This window comes from Rossellomorea vietnamensis NBRC 101237 (assembly GCF_001591825.1).
In the GTDB taxonomy this organism is placed as follows: Bacteria; Bacillota; Bacilli; order Bacillales; family Bacillaceae_B; genus Rossellomorea; species Rossellomorea vietnamensis.
In genome coordinates, this window is sequence record NZ_BCVQ01000044.1 from 15,811 (window position 1) to 32,659 (window position 16,849).

The following is a 16,849-nucleotide window of genomic DNA, read 5'->3' on the forward strand; positions in this document are numbered from 1 at the left end:
CCTTATCAATGTATAATTTAATTGATAAAAAAGTTTCATAAAGGGAGGATCCTATGATGGGATGGGCAATCGCCATATTATTTGGGTCAGCAGTTGTGCTGCTCATTTTATCGTTTATTAAAACGACACAAACCAACTCGAAGCTTGAGCAACAGATAGAGCATGTTTCCATTTCTGTATTGAACGAGGTTCATGAATTGGAGAAGCAGTTACGAAACATACAATTGGATGCAGAAATTACAGCCCAGCAGGCAGGAGCTGCACCCGCAGCCTCCGAAGAGCGCGAATTGCTCCGTGAAATGCTTGATTTGTATAAAAGAGGCTATTCTGTTGAAAGTATTGCAGGAAAAACAAGGCTCAAGCCTAATGAAGTGGAGCATATGCTTGCGCCATTTATGGCTCAAAAGGGTGAAAGGAGCTTAGTGGCACAATGACAGTGACATCGAATTCATTGCGGAGCTTTGCTGGAGGGATCTTGATCGCCACCTCTTTGATTGGGGCTGTGTATCTTTTCGGTCCTTCTGAAGCAAGCAGTACCGGAAAAGAAGAACCTGCTGAAGTGCAAAAGCTGACAGAGGATGAAATGGTGAAGAAGCTGACTTCAAAAGGCTATGTCATACATACTGAAGACCAGTGGAACAAGCAGCTGAAAGCCTTGAATGAAAATCAAGAAGAGAAAGCATCGGATAAGAAAGATGACGGCAAGGTGGTCTACAAAACGATGCTCACCGTTTCTACCGGTATGACAAGCATCGACGTAGGAAACGCTTTGGAACAAGCCAATATCATAAAAGATGGGTTGGATTTCTATAAAGAGGTAGAAAAGCGGGGGCTTGAGAACGAGCTGCGCCCAGGTACCTTTGATGTCGAAAGTGGAATGACCACGGACGAAATCATTTCGGCCATCTTCAAATAATAGGAAAACGGGACTGCTATCAGTCCCGTTTTTTTATCCCATACTCAATAACAGATCCCGACCCGGCTTTTGATGAAGGACAGGTCTGACAGTTGTTTGTATATGAAATCTCCTGTGTCGTACTTGGAAATGCTGCTACCGCCTTCTGGAAGTACATCTCTTTCCGTTCGATAATTCCCGATCCGTTCTCCATCCGGCAAATAAGTGGGGCAAACGATGGTCCAGTCCATTTCGGATGCCTGAAGCATGAGAAAGGCCCTTAGGTGGTCTTCGGCCGCGGTTGTGCTTCTCCGTTTCGATTCACTCGACTGAAAACGGTAAAGACCATCCTCCGACCTCGCCTGGAGGATGCCCGCCGTCCCGCACGTAATGATCCGTTTTACCCCATAGCTTCTCATGGCTTTTAACAGGATCGGCATGCTTTTTGTGAGGACATCCTCCTTATCTGTATTCAGGCAGCTGACCACGGCCTCCGAGCCTTCGATGGTCTTCATCACATCTCCTTCGTTCAACACATCCCCGATTATTTCCGTGCCGGGAGCGTCCTGTCCGCTGCCTCTCCGTACCAATCGATTTACTTCATATTCTGATATAACCCGTTGAAAGACGACGGAACCAACTCGGCCCGTACTGCCGAATAAAGCAATTTTCATATCGTGCCCTCCTATTTTTCTTTAAAATTAGTGTAACGTATAATCGGAAATTTTTACATGTTTGTGTATTCAAGGATACATACTAAAGACGTGAAAAAAATCTCGGGTAGGAAACTTTTATGTTGACTTATCTCTGGTAACGTTTTATGATGACATTCGTAACAAATTTAAATCCGATAAGAATAGTGGGGGTTATACAATGAAAAAGTGGAAATTATCCATCATCATGCTAATCGCTTTATCCATGGTATTAGCTGCATGTGGTCAATCTAAAGATAAAGAAGAATCAAACGGTGATTCGAAAGAGACATCCCTTTTCGATAAGGTAAAGGAAGATGGAGAATTACTTGTCGGGACGGAAGGTACATATCCTCCTTTCACATTCCATGACGAATCAGGAAAGCTGACCGGGTTTGACGTAGAAATCGCCCGTGAAGTAGCGAAGCGACTCGGTGTCGAAGCGAAATTCCAGGAAACACAATGGGATGCAATGTTTGAAGGTTTGAATTCCAAGCGTTTCGATATGATTGCAAACCAGGTGGGAATTCGTGAAGACCGTGAGAAGAAATATGATTTCTCTAAACCATATATTGAATCAAGTGCAGTAGTGGTTGTATCGAAAGACAACAAAGATGTTACTTCATTTGAGGACATCAAAGGATTGACTTCTGCTCAATCCCTGACTAGTAACTACCGCGATATCGCTGAAAAAAATGGTGCGAAAATTCAAGGGGTGGAAGGTCTGTCACAATCCATCCAATTACTTGAGCAAGGCCGAGTGGATGTAACAGTAAATGATAAAATTTCCATCCTTGATTATTTGAAGAAACAGCCGAATGCAAAGGTGAAAATTGCAGCAGAAGCTGAAGATGCCGGTCAAAGTGGTCTGATGTTCCGTAAAGGAAATGACAAGCTGGTAGAAGAAGTGAATAAAGCGTTAGAGGAAATGATGGCAGACGGTACGTACAAAGAGATCTCTGATAAGTGGTTCGGAGAAGATGTATCTCCTAAGTAGCATTTACCAGGATCCTCAAGCAATGTTTGATATTTTACAAAGCTCCCTGCTTCCGATGTTAGAGGGGGCTTTGTATTATTCTATACCTCTAACGCTCATTTCATTTGCTTTAGGGATGATCCTGGCTGTTCTGACTGCCCTTGCCCGCCTGTCAAATATTTCGATTTTACGGGGGATTGCAAGGTTTTATGTTTCTGCCATAAGAGGGACCCCTTTACTCGTTCAATTATTTATCATTTTCTATGGGTTACCTACTTTGGGAATCAAGTTCGATCCGTTCCCTTCTGCCATCATCGCTTTCTCATTAAATAAAGGTGCATATTCGTCAGAAATCGTCCGTGCCGCGATTCAATCGATCCCGAAAGGACAATGGGAAGCCGGCTATTCCATCGGCATGACATATTCTCAAGCCTTAAAGAGAATCATCCTGCCGCAGGCAACACGGGTATCCATTCCTCCGTTATCCAATTCTTTCATCAGTCTGGTGAAGGATACGTCACTTGCTTCCTTGATTCTAGTGACGGAAATGTTCAGGAAGGCACAGGAAATTGCGGCTACCAACTATGAGTTTTTACTTATGTACATGGAAGCAGCGCTGCTTTACTGGGTCATCTGCTTTATTTTATCCATTATACAAGGTCGTATAGAGAACCGACTGGATCGGTACATTGCCAAGTAATATAAAAGGAGATTGAACATGATTTCCATTAAAGGATTAACAAAACGATTTGATCAGTTAGAAGTATTAAAAGGTATGAATGTAGAAGTCGAAAAAGGACAGGTCATCGTCCTGATCGGTCCTTCTGGTTCAGGAAAGACAACGTTCCTCCGCTGCTTGAATGCCCTTGAAATCCCGAATGACGGTACTGTTTCGATAGGCGGTTCCACGGTTGATTTCAATAAAAAGGTAACCAAACAGGAGCTTATCAACCTAAGAAGAAAAACAGGGATGGTATTTCAGAACTATAATCTGTTCCCTCACATGACTGCACTCGAAAACGTCATGGAAGGACCGACCGTTGTACAGAAACGAAAAAAATCCGAGATGCGCGAAAAGGCCATCAAACTGCTTGAAAAAGTCGGTCTTGGTGATAAGATTGATTATTATCCATTCCAGCTTTCAGGTGGGCAGCAGCAGAGGGTCGGCATTGCTAGGGCCCTCGCCATCGAGCCGGAAGTGATGCTCTTCGACGAGCCCACTTCAGCGCTTGATCCCGAACTGGTTGGCGAGGTATTGAAAGTCATGAAAGACCTTGCCGAAGAGGGGATGACCATGGTCGTCGTCACCCATGAAATGAGATTTGCCCAAGAAGCGGCCGATAAGGTCATCTTCATGGATGGGGGCTATATCGTCGAAGAAGGTCCTCCACAGGAAGTGTTTGAAAATCCAAAGAATGAACGTACGAAGCAATTCCTTAACTTAATACAATAAAGTGAGAAGATGAATGGGCGTGGGCTCATTCATCTTTTTTTAGGTTTTATTCATATCGTCAGCTAAATCTAATAAACTTTTCAGAAAAAGGTTAGAGGGAACGTTTTAGTGGAAATATGGTAGTAGTTGGATCATTTACAGGGAGGAATGACAATGGAATACCGTATTGAACGTGACACGATAGGAGAAATGAAGGTACCAAAGGAAAAATATTGGGGGGCTCAGACTCAACGGAGTAAGGAAAACTTCCAGATCGGTACTGAGAAGATGCCCATTGAGGTTACATATGCCTTTGCACAGTTGAAAAAAGCGGCTGCAGTCGTCAATCATTCATTCGGAAAGCTTCCTGAAGGGAAGATGAGGGCGATTGGAAAGGCCTGTGATGAGATTTTGGAAGGGAAGTGGGATGACCATTTTCCACTGGTCGTCTGGCAGACGGGAAGCGGTACACAGTCCAATATGAATGTAAATGAAGTAGTGGCTTATCGAGCCAATGAACTTCTCGGAGAAAATGGCTCTGAGGAGAGGGTCCATCCCAACGATGATGTGAACATGTCTCAAAGTTCCAATGATACATTCCCAACGGCCATGCACGTAGCGGCGTATCAGGAAATCGAATCCAAGCTGTTTCCCGTGCTTCAGGAATTCATTGCAACATTGAAAGAGAAAGAGGATCAATTTCAGGATATTATAAAAATCGGCCGTACCCATCTTCAGGATGCTACGCCGTTGACTCTCGGGCAGGAAATCAGTGGATGGCGTTCCATGATGGAAAAATCCTATAGCATGACAAGGGAAAGTGTACAGCGTTTGGTCAATCTTGCCATCGGGGGAACGGCAGTAGGAACGGGGATCAATGCAGATCCGACTTTTGGCAGCAAGGTTGCGGCCCAATTAGAAGTACAGACAGGCATCAAGTTTGCTTCATCTGATAATAAGTTTCATGCCCTGACATCCCATGATGAAATCGTGTACGTCCACGGTGCCATTAAGGCATTGGCAGCGGATCTTATGAAAATTGCGAATGACGTCAGATGGCTTTCAAGCGGTCCCCGAAGCGGCATAGGAGAAATGACGATACCTGCCAATGAACCAGGCAGCTCCATCATGCCGGGGAAAGTGAACCCGACACAAAGTGAAGCCGTGACCATGGTCGCGACCCAAGTCTTCGGAAACGATGCAGCCATAGGTTTTGCCGCCAGTCAGGGGAACTTCGAGCTGAATGTTTTCAAACCGGTCATCATCTATAATATGATGCAATCCGTTAGGCTGCTTTCAGATGGAATAAAATCCTTCAACGATAAATGTGTAAAGGGACTAGAGGCGAATCGTGACGTCATTGAAGACTTTGTGCAAAGATCCCTCATGCTCGTTACCGCTTTAAATCCCCACATCGGTTATGAGAAGGCGGCAGAAATTGCTAAGAAGGCCCATCAAGAAGGATCAACATTGAAAGAAGCGGCCCTCAAGTCAGGCTATTTGACAGAAGAACAGTATGATAAATGGATCGATCCGGCAGCTATGGTTCATAATAAATGATGGGAAAGCATGGACTGGAAACTATTAAGACATAATGAAACTCCCGGCCTAAAAGACCGGGAGTTTTATCCAATCATATTAAATTGGTGATTATTTTTGGTACCCGCCACCGATTTGTTGTTCAGCCATTTGAACTAGGCGTTTAGTGATTTCTCCACCTACAGAACCGTTAGCACGAGCTGTTGCATCTGGTCCTAATTGTACGCCAAATTCAGAAGCGATTTCGTACTTCATTTGGTCGATTGCTTGTTGAGCTCCTGGAGCTACTAGTTGGTTAGATGAATTGCTGCGAGATTGTTGCTGTTGCATAATCTGTCATCTCCTTAGAATGTATAAGTTTTTTTGGTTGGGTTAGCTGGGATTGCACCAGCACGCTATTCCATGAGCGACCATCTTCATATGGTGTAACCCATCGAGTGGGGTTTAGTGAAGGCTTGTTGCTGCCTTGTTACTAGGTATTATGGTTTCTCTGAAGAATTATATTCAAGGGGATGACAGGGAATTTATTCCTATTAAATCCCTGCAAGTTTTCTACATAAATCACCATGATTGTAAAAAGGATAACACTATACAAAGATTTAGATTGAAAGTATGGTGACACATCATGAAAGCTTGCGCATTATGTAACGGGATCGTTGAATACAGGGGACTTTGCAAGAAGTGTGGAGACTCGACAACGGATCAGGGTAGATATTATGATTTTTACGATGAGTATAGTGCGTATATGGATATACAGCACGTGCAATTAGCCGACGGCATTCCGAATAGCAGCTGCTCTGATACCTGCCTTCATCTTTTTACATGCATCCGGTGTGGAGATGAGGAAGGGAAAAGTATAGACCTGACGGAATTTTAATAAAGAATGGCGCACCCTAAAAACAGGGTGCGCCATTTTCTTTTCTACTTATCGGATCCTTGACTCAGATTCTGAATCAAAGAAATGAGCTTTGTTCATATCGAATGCAAGATCGATCGTTTGACCTGCAACGATATCTGTACGGGAGTCAACGCGGGCTACAAACTCTTGTCCTTCTAATTGAGAATACAGCATCGTTTCAGCACCCGTTAATTCAGATACTTCAATCTTCGCCGTGATTTTCGCCCCTTGAGCAGTATCCAGGAAAAGAGGTTCGTCATGAATATCTTCAGGACGTACACCAAGGATGATGCTCTTTCCTACATGTCCTTGTTCGCGAAGCACTTTCATTTTTCCTTCCGGTACAGACACTTTCGTATTGCCGATGACGAATTTCCCATCTTCCAGGGATCCGTGGAAGAAGTTCATGGCAGGTGATCCGATGAATCCGCCTACGAAGACATTTTCCGGTTTATCATATACTTCTTTAGGAGAACCGACTTGTTGAATAACACCGTCTTTCATGACAACGATACGTGTGGCCATCGTCATCGCTTCTGTCTGATCATGTGTTACGTAGATCGTTGTTGTTTGTAAACGTTGGTGAAGCTTGGCAATTTCAGCACGCATCTGTACACGAAGCTTAGCATCAAGATTGGATAAAGGCTCATCCATCAAGAATACTTTCGCATCACGGACGATGGCACGGCCAAGTGCTACACGCTGACGCTGACCACCTGATAAAGCTTTAGGTTTCCGGTCGAGCAGTGCTTCAAGACCGAGGATCTTGGCCGCTTCCTGTACGCGACGGTCAATTTCCTGTTTATCGAACTTACGCAGTTTAAGACCGAATGCCATATTATCATACACACTCATATGAGGGTATAAGGCGTAGTTCTGGAACACCATAGCGATATCACGGTCTTTAGGCGCAACATCATTTACGCGCTTTCCGTCAATGGAGAAATCCCCTTTGGATATTTCTTCGAGTCCGGCGATCATACGAAGGGTAGTGGATTTCCCACATCCCGATGGTCCAACAAATACGATGAATTCTTTATCTTGAATGTGAAGGTTAAAGTCATTTACCGCCGTTACCTTACTATCATAAATCTTGTGGATATGTTCTAATTTTAATTCAGCCACTTCATTTCTCCTCCTTGTAATGAAATCGTTTTCATCTATAGATTCATTGTAGAGAAAGCGGATTCAAAACGATATGGTCAACCTGCACAAAGTTGCCTAAACATTATTGGGCAGGTTGTCAGATTGGAAGCTTAAACAGGCAAAGTAGGCAAGGATCCCACCTTGAAAGCTTTTAATATCTATATTTGTTTTTTCAATAAACTTATCAATCCGGTACTGGACGCTGTTCCGATGCATGAATAATGTTTTGGCGGTCTGACTGATATTGGATTGATTCTCTAGAAATGCCCGGATGGTGTGAATTTGTTCAGGATCTTCTGAAAAGAAGTCGGCGACCTTTTTAAAGAAATGCTCCTCCCACTCATGTGGAAAGTGGTGGAGGATGAATTCAGGCAGAACCGTCACGGCCGACTGGATGAATGCCTGCTTATGAATGGTTCCCGAAAACGAAAATAGCTCACGCTCATGGGCAAAAAAAGCAGGGAAATGTGAATCTGCATCATGAAACTGCCCAATGTAAAAAGAAGGACTGACAAAGAAATCCGATTCAATGACATGGGAAATCGACTGCAGCTGTTCCTCATCCATCATCCACTCATGCTTCCTTTCTATAAGTAGTCCCATGCGATCTGTAAGGAAAACGAGGATGGTCCCGTGTGGTAATAAATGTTGGAATGCTTCTCTCAGTTGAAGCTGTTCCCTGCCTTCCTTCAGACTGAATTGAATGATGCGGAACTCTCCATCATGCATGGAGGGGACCGGCCCGTTCTCCAATAAGTATTGGTACCACTCAGCGGAATCGGGAGAATCATTCACGCTTCCTGGTGAAGGGGTGATCTCTTGAAACAAGCAATATAATAAATCCAGTTCCGGCTGGGAGATTTCTGATTGATCGATCCCTATATATTCATCTTCCTGTTCGTTCGTAAACCAGACTTTCGTAGATTCAAGGCTTGTGGGATAATGGTGCTGAATGATGGCGCCAGGATATTTTTTACGTAAAGATGTAAACATGTGATCCCTCTTTGTTCATTATTATAGTAAAAAAGGTTATAATGACATTGTACTGAAATAGCTGGAGTAATCAAAGAGTGCATGATTGCAAAAGTACAATAATTTTAATACTATTGTACAATGAATAATTCTTATGGGGTGTCCTGAATGGAATATACGAAAGAAGTTACGAATCGAATGAAACGTCTTGAAGGTCAGGTCCGTGGTGTATTGAAAATGATGGAGGATGAGAAACATTGTAAGGATGTTGTGACTCAACTATCAGCCGTTCGAACTGCTGTTGACCGGACAATCGGCCTCATCGTGGCAAAGAATCTGGAAGCGTGCATACGCGAGTCAGAAGAAGAGGGCATAAAGGCGGAAGATGCGATCCAGGAAGCTGTCAATATGCTCGTGAAAAGTCGATAAAAGGTAAAAAGCTGCCAAAGGGAAGATTCCTGATTGGCAGCTTTTTTTGTCCATATTATCTTGGGGGCTCTTCGTAGTCTGTGATTTCGATCGCTTCTTCGATGTTGGTGGTGTTTTCCCTCATGTGGACGGAACCTCCGGACATCCCTTCGTTGATGAAACGGTCGACATCCAGGAATGCTTTTTCTTTTCCTTCGTAATTCGTATCAGGAAGGAATTGATCGTTCTTATTTTCTTTTTTCATTCTCATCAGCCTCCTTTCTTTAGTTTTAGAAAGGGGGCTGAAGTTATGCATGGAGCAGGATTAAATTCTACCGGACAAGGGTATTATGTAATTTGCATCACTCATAAACATGGAATAGCATCAGTTCATGCAACTGCTTCTTAAGGGTCTCTTCCTTGTCAGAGGGAGGATTTGGGCCGGTCCATTCAATCCTTCCGTCTTTATGGTATGTTCCTGTATATTTCGTCCCGCTGAAATAAAAGGAAAACGTCCAACCCGGGAGCTGTTTATTTTCGTACATGTTCTTAAATTGAAAATGTTGGATCATCATTGGTCACCTCCATTCCTATTGTAAACGTTTTAACCCGGGCTGTGTAGGACCGCACGTGAAATGTATCATAAATGGAAGTCTTCTCTAATAGAATTTACTGAAGAGATAGGGGAGGGACGAAGGATGAATTCGTTTATTCGTGATTTAGAGAAGGCGATCAGTGATGAATGGACAGGTTATTATTTCTATAAAGAGCTAAAAGCACGGACCAATAACCCATTGTACGTAGAGTTTATTGAACATGCTCAAAAAGACGAAAAAGAACATTATGAAATGTTTCAATATCTTCATTATCTATTGACGGGAGAGTATTATGAGCACAAGAAAGAGAAGGTAGGGTTCACCACTTTCAAGGAAGGGGTGCTCCGCGCACTGAAGGATGAACTGGAGGGTGCGGAGTTTTACCGGGATATGCTCCTGGAGATTCCCAATCAGCAGGCATATAAACCGCTATTTATTGCCATGACAGATGAACAGGAACATGCAACCAGGTTTTCAACCATTTATAATTCCTTACGATAAGCGATAAAGAAAAAGGTTGAACCTTGTGTCATTCACGAAGATTCAACCTTCACTGTTTTGTGCACTGAGTGTCATGAACGTACGGACAAGCTGTTTTCTCCGCTTCGTCTCAATCTCTGTCTCATCGAAACACATCGGCTTTGAATTAATTTCAAACAAAACAAATCCCCCTTGTTCTTTGGGAGCGAGGTCAATGGAAAACTCCCCTACATAGCCAAACGATTTGGCCAGTTCTTCACCGCATGTTTGAACGATCCTCGAAATTTCTTTTTTTGTTTCTGCATCTGCCACTTCCTTCAGGGAAATGATTTTGCCACCGGCAGGTACATGGGTGGTGACTTCCTGACGCTGGGACATGCGTACCCCGATACCGATCAAACGGAAATCATCACCCGTGTGAAGGACTAATATGCGAAAGTCGAAACGGTGTTCGTGCACTGTTTTACAAGGGACCGCTTCCTGCATGATCCACTCATTGCCCATAAACCATTCGTTATACGTTTGATGAAGGCGGGAGATCGATACGAACCTCTCTATTTTCTTAATGCTTTTACATAGGACTCCGCCTCTGTCATCCAGTTCAATCAGGCGAATCCCTTTTCCTTGCGAAGCGAGAGCGTGTTTAACATATACTTTCTGATGAGTGGTCAAGAAGCGTGAAAGGGAGGCTTCATCGGTAACCAGCTCGGTCTGCGGCAAATATGCTTTGAGCTCATCATTTTTGGACAACAGCTCGTAGATTTCCCATTTATTAAAGAAATGGGGATTGAAGAATGGAATCCCATGCTTCTTGATAAAACGAAGAAGCTTTTCGTATGCTTGGTTTTGCTCTGCATTCCTTGATGGGACCCGGTTATAAATGACGTTTGGAACGGGGAACAGGCATCTTACCCATTTGTGTAAAACATGATTATACATGATCCCCTCTATCGAATCACCCAGAACATCCTGGGGGGAGAAGACGAAACAGATTCCTCCAGACTGCTCGACGTCCTGTTGTATCGACCGGAATAATTCAAAGTTTCCCTTATATTTGTTTTTTCCTTTTTTACTTGAAACGATGCCGACTAAGGGGATCGCGGGACGATTCCCCTTTCGGTGGGAGATGGTAAAGGTATAGCATTGATTGGAAGCTTTCGAGGATAAGAGAAAGGAATCCTTCGCAAATCCATAGGTAGTAATGGGTTCTTCCCCGTGAAAAAAGGTCTTCTTCATCCGGTCGTAAAGGATGTTCATGGTATCATTTCCTCGGGATGATCCAAGCTTTGGTGGGTGAGGAAAATACCAAATGACAAGGCGAGTTTCCTTGTTAATAAATCAAACCTTTTTAAGTCAGGATGTGAGAATATCGATCTGCCAGGCTTTGAGTTTGCTTCAAACATCCAAATGCGATGGTTGTCGTCCACACCGAAATCAAAGCCTATTTCGCCGATGAATCCTTCAAGATTCCCCTCAATGGCGTGTGACAACAATAAAGCCGCGTCCTTTAAAGCCTCCTCAATGGTTTGTCTTTCCTTTTCTTCCCTGAATAGTTCTGAAAGGACCCTCACTTCTCCACCATTGTTCGCATGTGTCGTCACACTTCCCGTCCCCGCCACTTTTCCCGCCATTGCACTGACTTGCCAGTTTCCTTCTTCGTCTTTATTTGTATGGACCCTGAAGTCGATGGGACGATTATTCTCTTTCAGTAACGAGATTCCCTGTTGGACGATGAAGGAGTCCAGGTTTCTGCTTTTGAATATTGTATTGGCCAGCTGCTCCAGTGATTTAAACTTAAGTAAGCGGTTCTTCTGATCACCGTCCCTGAAACGGCAGTAATACTCTTCTGTGGACCGGTTATGTGTGATTTTGTGTATTCCCTTTCCGAGACTCCCGTTTTTAGGCTTTAAATAAATATGGTTATAGGAGGAAAGCATTCGCTCCATTTCCTCAAATGATTGGAACGGCCTGGTTTCAGGAAGGAAGTGTTGAACAGTCAGATCATTTTCCAATCTCTCAAAAAGGTCGAGTTTATTGAAGAATCCTGGATTATACCACGGAATGCCGTATTCTCTTTCCAGTCTCTCCTTCAGTCCCTGATAGGTTTTCCGCTTTTCACTCTGCCTATTTGGAAGTCTGTCATAAATCACATTCGGGAAAGGGATTTCTTCCGTTTCCCATCCTTCTCCAAAATGAAACAATCCTTTAATGAGCCCATTCTCCCAATCAATATGCTGTTCTCCAAATACAAAGGGGATGACTCCCAGGGAAGATTGAACCGACAGTAGCTTCTTGAAGAAGTGCGAGCGTTGTCCGATGGGGCTTAATCGGAAACTTGTGAATCCCGCAGTGAATATTCCAATCAGGACCCCTGCGTGTACACATTCGTCTTTACAGTAGAGGGAAAGGGAATTCACTTTTGATGGAAGGTGCAGCTTTTCAGCTAAACCAGTACTGATCCCCATTACGTTCCGGCCATTCGGATGGCGCCTGCAGCTGGCAGGTTGTCTTCTGGTCCCGAGTATCACGGTATGTGGAAAGGTATCTTCCCCGGTTTTGAACCCGGACGGAAGGTAGAGGATGCTTTCTTCATCTTGGAAGTATTCGACTTTGTATGCATGGAGCATTAGAAATCACCTCGCCTTAAGGATGATAGAGATTGTGAGGATAGAAAGTCACAATAATCTAAAGGTGCCTGATATAATGTTGATAACTTCCCGGGATGTAATGCATCCACTACTTTATGCCCCGGCTTAGAGTTCAAATCCAGGATCCATAGGGAATGATCATCCCCGATAATGAGGTCGACCCCGATTTCAAAAAGAGGGGAAAAATGTTTTTCAAGAAGTATAGGGACTTCTTCCAAAATGGATGTAAGTTCTTCGTCGATAAAATCCCATGCATGTGAATCCTGGCTATCCTTCCACTCCTTGTAGGAAAGATAGGAAGCACCGCGGCTGATATTCGTCAGTATCCCATTCTCTACCCCTTGACGGATTGCGCGTTGAAATTCCCTCCATTCCCCGTTGTGATCTTTATTCAGGAGAATGCGCATATCGAAAGGGGCATTTCCTTTCGTCAGGTTTGGCAGCCGTTTTTGACAAATGAACGTGTGAACCTTGAGCATGTGGTCAACCCATTTTAAAAAGACATCTTCATTTGGGAATGATTGTTCTATGATTCCTTGCTTTTTGGTGGTGCGAACGACAATACCCTGTTGATTGAAAACGAGATGGTAAACGGCAAATCCATGGGCCCCGTCGACAGGTTTGATTATTATATCTTTATGTTTGAGGAGGAGATTTAATAAATGTTTTCCATCGGCTACTAAGGATGTTATAGGGATATAGGGGGCGAGGGAGGTCTGTTTCAGCTTTTCATAAAGATGCCATTTGTTTGGTAATCCGTAACCAAGGAAACGGATATGCTTCTGGTTCTTTAACCATTGAACGACGGCTCTCGCCTGCCGGGACTTCATATCTTTCTGATAATACGTTCTGTCATAGATGTACTCCGGGATTTCAAAGGCATCTTTTTCCCATTCCCCCGTCATCCTGTCGAAGTGAAATCCTTCCACGGTTTCGTTCAAAGGAGATATTCCCTGTGGAGAAAACAGGTAAAGGTCGATTGGATATGAAAGGGACTGCTTAGCGATTTCGAGAAAATATTCATTTTTCACTTCAGGAGTAAGGGTCATGATGCCTAATGAGTGATTCATCGTATTATTCCTCCTTATTTGTCCAGATGGCCAAACTATATTCATAAAGTGCTTTAACTGAAGGACGAATCCTGTCGTTTTCTAAGTAGGTCCGTTTAGAAGGCTTGGAATTGATTTCGATCAGCCATGGTTTTCCCGACTGATCAATGCCGATATCGATTCCGAGTTCTGCGAAATGTCCTTCCATGCTATCGGCAAGAAGCGTTGAAGCGTGTATACATAATTCTTTCATCCCTTTCATGATAGCCAGGCTCTCCCTGGGAGAAAAGATCGTTTGCAAGACCGAGAGAGGTTTTTCGATCCGTCCGCCCTGGTCGACATTTGCCACGAATTGATCCTGTGAAGCAATTCTAGCAACCGATGAGACCAGCTCCCATGCTTTATTCCGATTCTGATGACAGAGAAAGCGAAAGTCCAAAGGCTGTCCTTCGACCGTTAGAAAGGGAATCGTTTCCTGAACCAGATAAGAACGATTGCACCATGCCTTAAGCTGTTTGTACAAAGCAGGGTAGGTGGGGAAGGTGAGGGGATTCTCAGTCGAAAATGAATTCTGCTGCATATGATATCCATCGTCTCTTTTTTGGATACGCATGATGTAGCGTCCCTTGCTCCCATTTATCCCTTTCACGAAAACATCTTGATACAGGGTAAGCATCTCCTCCAGGGAATGAAGCCCCTTTACGGTTTCGGGCAGATGTGGAGAAAGGACGGGACTGTCTTTTAATGCATTGTATACCTCATCCTTGGACAAAAAGCCGGAATTGAAAACCTGGATGCCCCGGTCCAGAGTTCGGCCAAGAGCACTTTGAAAGGAAGGGGACCGCTCTATTTTTCGTGAGTGACATCGATTGTATAGGACATGGGGATCAGGTAGAAGACCGGTTTCCCAATCGTTACCGTTATAATAAATACCTTCCCTTTTATTCCCGGCGAAGGAGGAAAGGGGAAGCAGATAGAAAAATCCACCTTTTCGTTGAAACCATTCCTGACACTCTGTAAAATATTCCTTTAAAGAATGGGAATGGATGGTCGCGAGTGTAGGTTGATTGAGTAAGAGAGCCGCAACCGGTCCCATATGGATCATCCCGGCATCGATGGAAATCCATATATTTTCCAATATCGGGATGGATGCGAATAATGAATCGGATGTATACAACATAATCTGTAAAGAATCTGTTTTTGTTCCCATGCATGTCACGTCAAGAAGGGAGCTGCCACATTTCAACGTCATATGTCGTTGAAAAGGGAAGCGGTCCATCCATTTGTCTGGAATATATAAATGATGATGGTTCTTCGTGTGTTGATGAGAAACAAATGAACATTTTATCTTCATTCGGCATTCCCCGTTTGCATAACCCGTTAGATTGACTTTATAATAATTTATTGGGCTAATGTTGATATAGCATTCTATGTAAACATAGGCAAAATGTTCAAACGAGAGAAGTAGAAAAGGAAGGTGCACTCATGCTAGATGCTTTCATCCTGGTATTATTCATGGTAATCGTTGGGGCCCTTATTGGGGGAGTCACCAATTCACTTGCAATTAAAATGTTATTCAGGCCTTATCGGGCATACTATATCGGAAAATTCAAAGTCCCATTTACACCGGGACTGATCCCAAAACGCAGGGGAGAATTGGCGGAGCAACTCGGGAAGATGGTGGTGGACCACTTAATCACCCCTGAAAGCCTTCAGAAAAAAGTGATGAATGAAGACTTCCAAAAGGATGTGACCCTTTGGCTATCCGAAGAATTGCAGCCGGTCTTCACATCCGACAAAACGGTGAATGAGTGGTTGGACACCCTTCAAATCCCCGTTTCCTCCGATCGACTTAATGAATGGCTTGAGGACTGGATCGCAGTAAAGATCAAAGATACGAAGATGTCCTATACATCTATGAGACTGGAAGAGGCACTTCCTGAGAGGTGGCAGGAAAAGGTTTCAGAAAGTATACCGAAGCTTGTCGACTTCATTGCAAATAGGGCGGAAGCGTATTTCACAAGCCCGGAAGGAAAAATGAAAGTGAAGATCATGATTGATGATTTCCTCAAAGAACGCGGCATGCTGGGAAATATGTTGGGCATGTTCCTGGGCAACACCTCGGTTGCAGATAAAGTGCAACCGGAAATCGTCAAGTTCATTAAGCATGAAGGGACACAGGAAATCCTCTTTAACCTGTTGACCAAAGAGTGGTCGAAGCTGAAACAAATGAAACTGGAAGAGTTCATCGACAGATTGCCGGAAGAGGACCTCATCCAGACTGTCCAATCGTCCCTTGTCAAACTCGTCAACATCGACGGTCACCTCTCCAAACCGCTCAGGTCTTGGCTCGAACCGCACAAGCAAACCTTCTTCGACAAACAGCTGCCGAAATGGGTGGATAGAGGGACGGACCTCTTATCCAGGAAGATTCCGAACCTCATGGAGAAGATGCACCTTCAGCATATCGTCCAGGAGCAGGTTGAATCCTTCTCTGTCGGCAGGCTCGAGGAACTTGTCCTCGGCATTTCGAGGCGGGAATTCAAAATGATCACCTATCTCGGTGCTTTGCTCGGCGGCGTGATCGGGATCATTCAGGGATTGATCGCCCTTTTCATATCCTGATAAGGGTCCTGCCTAGAAATCAACCCCATTGTTTGTTATAGTGAGGGAGACTGAAATTTTAGGAGGTACGTATTTTGGCTATTAACTTATACGATCAAGCGAACGAACTGGAAAGCGCATTGCGTCAGAGCGATGAATTCCTGCAACTGAAGAAAATGTATGATGAAGTAAACAATGACGAATCTGCCAACAAGATGTTTGAAAACTTCAGAAACATTCAAATGACACTTCAACAAAAACAAATGAGCGGTGAAGAAATTTCCCAGGAAGAAGTGGAGCAGGCTCAAAAAACAGCTCAACTTGTTCAGCAACATGAAAAGATTGCAAAGCTTATGGAAGCTGAGCAACGCATGAGCATGGTGATCAATGACTTAAACAAAGTCATCATGAAGCCGCTTGAAGAACTTTATGGTTCAATGCAAAAATAATCGTGTTGAAGAGGGACCGACTTCCTGATGGGAGCCGGTCTTTTTTTGTGGTTCTATAATATTTG

General features: G+C 43.8%; 21 protein-coding genes. 11 read left to right on the forward strand and 10 right to left on the reverse strand.

Features of this window, described 5'->3' with window-relative positions:
- The first annotated feature begins 53 nt into the window (after nucleotides 1-53).
- Together BVI01S_RS17535 and BVI01S_RS17540 are read left to right on the forward strand one after the other, a co-directional pair.
- Nucleotides 54-434, forward strand: a complete 381-nt coding sequence (locus tag BVI01S_RS17535; RefSeq protein WP_244886952.1) for a hypothetical protein — start codon at nucleotides 54-56, stop codon at nucleotides 432-434.
- Nucleotides 431-916 carry an endolytic transglycosylase MltG gene (locus BVI01S_RS17540; protein ID WP_244886953.1) on the forward strand — a complete coding sequence of 162 codons (486 nt, stop codon included), beginning with the start codon at nucleotides 431-433 and terminating at the stop codon, nucleotides 914-916. Before BVI01S_RS17535 ends, BVI01S_RS17540 begins: the two co-directional genes overlap by 4 nt.
- A 44-nt stretch (nucleotides 917-960) precedes the next feature.
- Here BVI01S_RS17540 and BVI01S_RS17545 read toward each other — a convergent pair whose 3' ends face one another.
- Complete coding sequence (locus BVI01S_RS17545; protein ID WP_061811095.1) at nucleotides 961-1,569, reverse strand: NAD(P)-dependent oxidoreductase; 609 nt, start codon at nucleotides 1,567-1,569, stop codon at nucleotides 961-963.
- A 199-nt stretch (nucleotides 1,570-1,768) separates the two neighbouring features.
- On the opposite strand from BVI01S_RS17545, the gene BVI01S_RS17550 reads away from it, so the two are divergent.
- The 4 genes from BVI01S_RS17550 to fumC all read left to right on the forward strand — a co-directional run bounded on the left by BVI01S_RS17550 (nucleotide 1,769) and on the right by fumC (nucleotide 5,555).
- Nucleotides 1,769-2,584 carry an amino acid ABC transporter substrate-binding protein gene (locus BVI01S_RS17550; RefSeq protein WP_061811096.1) on the forward strand — a complete coding sequence of 272 codons (816 nt, stop codon included), beginning with the start codon at nucleotides 1,769-1,771 and terminating at the stop codon, nucleotides 2,582-2,584.
- A complete protein-coding gene (locus BVI01S_RS17555) occupies nucleotides 2,568-3,263 on the forward strand; it encodes an amino acid ABC transporter permease (protein WP_061811097.1) in 696 nt (231 codons plus the stop codon). The genes BVI01S_RS17550 and BVI01S_RS17555 overlap by 17 nt, the downstream gene beginning before the upstream one ends.
- A gap of 18 nt (nucleotides 3,264-3,281) precedes the next feature.
- A complete protein-coding gene (locus tag BVI01S_RS17560) occupies nucleotides 3,282-4,016 on the forward strand; it encodes an amino acid ABC transporter ATP-binding protein (RefSeq protein ID WP_061811098.1) in 735 nt (244 codons plus the stop codon).
- 153 nt (nucleotides 4,017-4,169) lie between these two features.
- Nucleotides 4,170-5,555, forward strand: a complete 1,386-nt coding sequence (gene fumC, locus BVI01S_RS17565; protein ID WP_061811099.1) for a class II fumarate hydratase — start codon at nucleotides 4,170-4,172, stop codon at nucleotides 5,553-5,555.
- A gap of 90 nt (nucleotides 5,556-5,645) precedes the next feature.
- Here fumC and BVI01S_RS17570 read toward each other — a convergent pair whose 3' ends face one another.
- Complete coding sequence (locus BVI01S_RS17570; protein WP_034763234.1) at nucleotides 5,646-5,864, reverse strand: alpha/beta-type small acid-soluble spore protein; 219 nt, start codon at nucleotides 5,862-5,864, stop codon at nucleotides 5,646-5,648.
- Between the two features lie 295 nt (nucleotides 5,865-6,159).
- Here BVI01S_RS17570 and BVI01S_RS22630 point away from each other — a divergent pair, with 295 nt between their 5' ends.
- Entirely contained in the window at nucleotides 6,160-6,411 is a 252-nt protein-coding gene (locus tag BVI01S_RS22630) for a hypothetical protein (RefSeq protein ID WP_156477355.1), read from the forward strand.
- A 48-nt stretch (nucleotides 6,412-6,459) separates the two neighbouring features.
- Here the strand turns inward: BVI01S_RS22630 and BVI01S_RS17575 are convergent, their stop codons facing one another.
- Together BVI01S_RS17575 and BVI01S_RS17580 are read right to left on the reverse strand one after the other, a co-directional pair.
- Nucleotides 6,460-7,557, reverse strand: coding sequence for an ABC transporter ATP-binding protein (locus BVI01S_RS17575; RefSeq protein ID WP_034763235.1), 1,098 nt, complete (start codon nucleotides 7,555-7,557; stop codon nucleotides 6,460-6,462).
- A 96-nt stretch (nucleotides 7,558-7,653) separates the two neighbouring features.
- Nucleotides 7,654-8,571, reverse strand: coding sequence for a PucR family transcriptional regulator (locus BVI01S_RS17580; RefSeq protein WP_061811100.1), 918 nt, complete (start codon nucleotides 8,569-8,571; stop codon nucleotides 7,654-7,656).
- A 147-nt stretch (nucleotides 8,572-8,718) separates the two neighbouring features.
- Between BVI01S_RS17580 and BVI01S_RS17585 the strand changes: the two genes are divergently transcribed.
- Complete coding sequence (locus tag BVI01S_RS17585; RefSeq protein WP_034763238.1) at nucleotides 8,719-8,979, forward strand: metal-sensitive transcriptional regulator; 261 nt, start codon at nucleotides 8,719-8,721, stop codon at nucleotides 8,977-8,979.
- Between the two features lie 55 nt (nucleotides 8,980-9,034).
- On the opposite strand, the gene BVI01S_RS17590 is transcribed toward BVI01S_RS17585, so the two are convergent.
- Nucleotides 9,035-9,223 carry a hypothetical protein gene (locus BVI01S_RS17590; protein ID WP_034763239.1) on the reverse strand — a complete coding sequence of 63 codons (189 nt, stop codon included), beginning with the start codon at nucleotides 9,221-9,223 and terminating at the stop codon, nucleotides 9,035-9,037.
- Between the two features lie 97 nt (nucleotides 9,224-9,320).
- Nucleotides 9,321-9,530, reverse strand: coding sequence for a YheE family protein (locus BVI01S_RS17595; protein WP_061811107.1), 210 nt, complete (start codon nucleotides 9,528-9,530; stop codon nucleotides 9,321-9,323).
- Nucleotides 9,531-9,656: 126 nt separating this feature from the next.
- On the opposite strand from BVI01S_RS17595, the gene BVI01S_RS17600 reads away from it, so the two are divergent.
- Entirely contained in the window at nucleotides 9,657-10,055 is a 399-nt protein-coding gene (locus BVI01S_RS17600) for a ferritin-like domain-containing protein (protein ID WP_060670520.1), read from the forward strand.
- Between the two features lie 42 nt (nucleotides 10,056-10,097).
- On the opposite strand, the gene BVI01S_RS17605 is transcribed toward BVI01S_RS17600, so the two are convergent.
- Genes BVI01S_RS17605 through BVI01S_RS17620 form a run of 4 tightly spaced genes read right to left on the reverse strand, consistent with a single transcriptional unit; the run spans nucleotide 10,098 to nucleotide 15,085 of the window.
- On the reverse strand, nucleotides 10,098-11,291 hold the full coding sequence (locus BVI01S_RS17605) for a YheC/YheD family endospore coat-associated protein (protein ID WP_061811101.1): 1,194 nt from the start codon (nucleotides 11,289-11,291) through the stop codon (nucleotides 10,098-10,100).
- Nucleotides 11,288-12,661 (reverse strand): YheC/YheD family endospore coat-associated protein, encoded by a 1,374-nt coding sequence (locus tag BVI01S_RS17610; RefSeq protein WP_061811102.1) that lies wholly within the window; start codon nucleotides 12,659-12,661, stop codon nucleotides 11,288-11,290. Before BVI01S_RS17610 ends, BVI01S_RS17605 begins: the two co-directional genes overlap by 4 nt.
- Nucleotides 12,661-13,752, reverse strand: a complete 1,092-nt coding sequence (locus BVI01S_RS17615; RefSeq protein ID WP_061811103.1) for a YheC/YheD family protein — start codon at nucleotides 13,750-13,752, stop codon at nucleotides 12,661-12,663. Before BVI01S_RS17615 ends, BVI01S_RS17610 begins: the two co-directional genes overlap by 1 nt.
- 4 nt (nucleotides 13,753-13,756) lie before the next feature.
- Entirely contained in the window at nucleotides 13,757-15,085 is a 1,329-nt protein-coding gene (locus BVI01S_RS17620; RefSeq protein ID WP_061811104.1) for a YheC/YheD family endospore coat-associated protein, read from the reverse strand.
- 131 nt (nucleotides 15,086-15,216) lie between these two features.
- Between BVI01S_RS17620 and BVI01S_RS17625 the strand changes: the two genes are divergently transcribed.
- Both BVI01S_RS17625 and BVI01S_RS17630 read left to right on the forward strand, forming a co-directional pair.
- Nucleotides 15,217-16,356 carry a DUF445 domain-containing protein gene (locus BVI01S_RS17625; RefSeq protein WP_061811105.1) on the forward strand — a complete coding sequence of 380 codons (1,140 nt, stop codon included), beginning with the start codon at nucleotides 15,217-15,219 and terminating at the stop codon, nucleotides 16,354-16,356.
- A gap of 74 nt (nucleotides 16,357-16,430) precedes the next feature.
- Nucleotides 16,431-16,784, forward strand: a complete 354-nt coding sequence (locus BVI01S_RS17630) for a YlbF/YmcA family competence regulator (RefSeq protein ID WP_034763247.1) — start codon at nucleotides 16,431-16,433, stop codon at nucleotides 16,782-16,784.
- The last annotated feature ends 65 nt before the right edge of the window (nucleotides 16,785-16,849 follow it).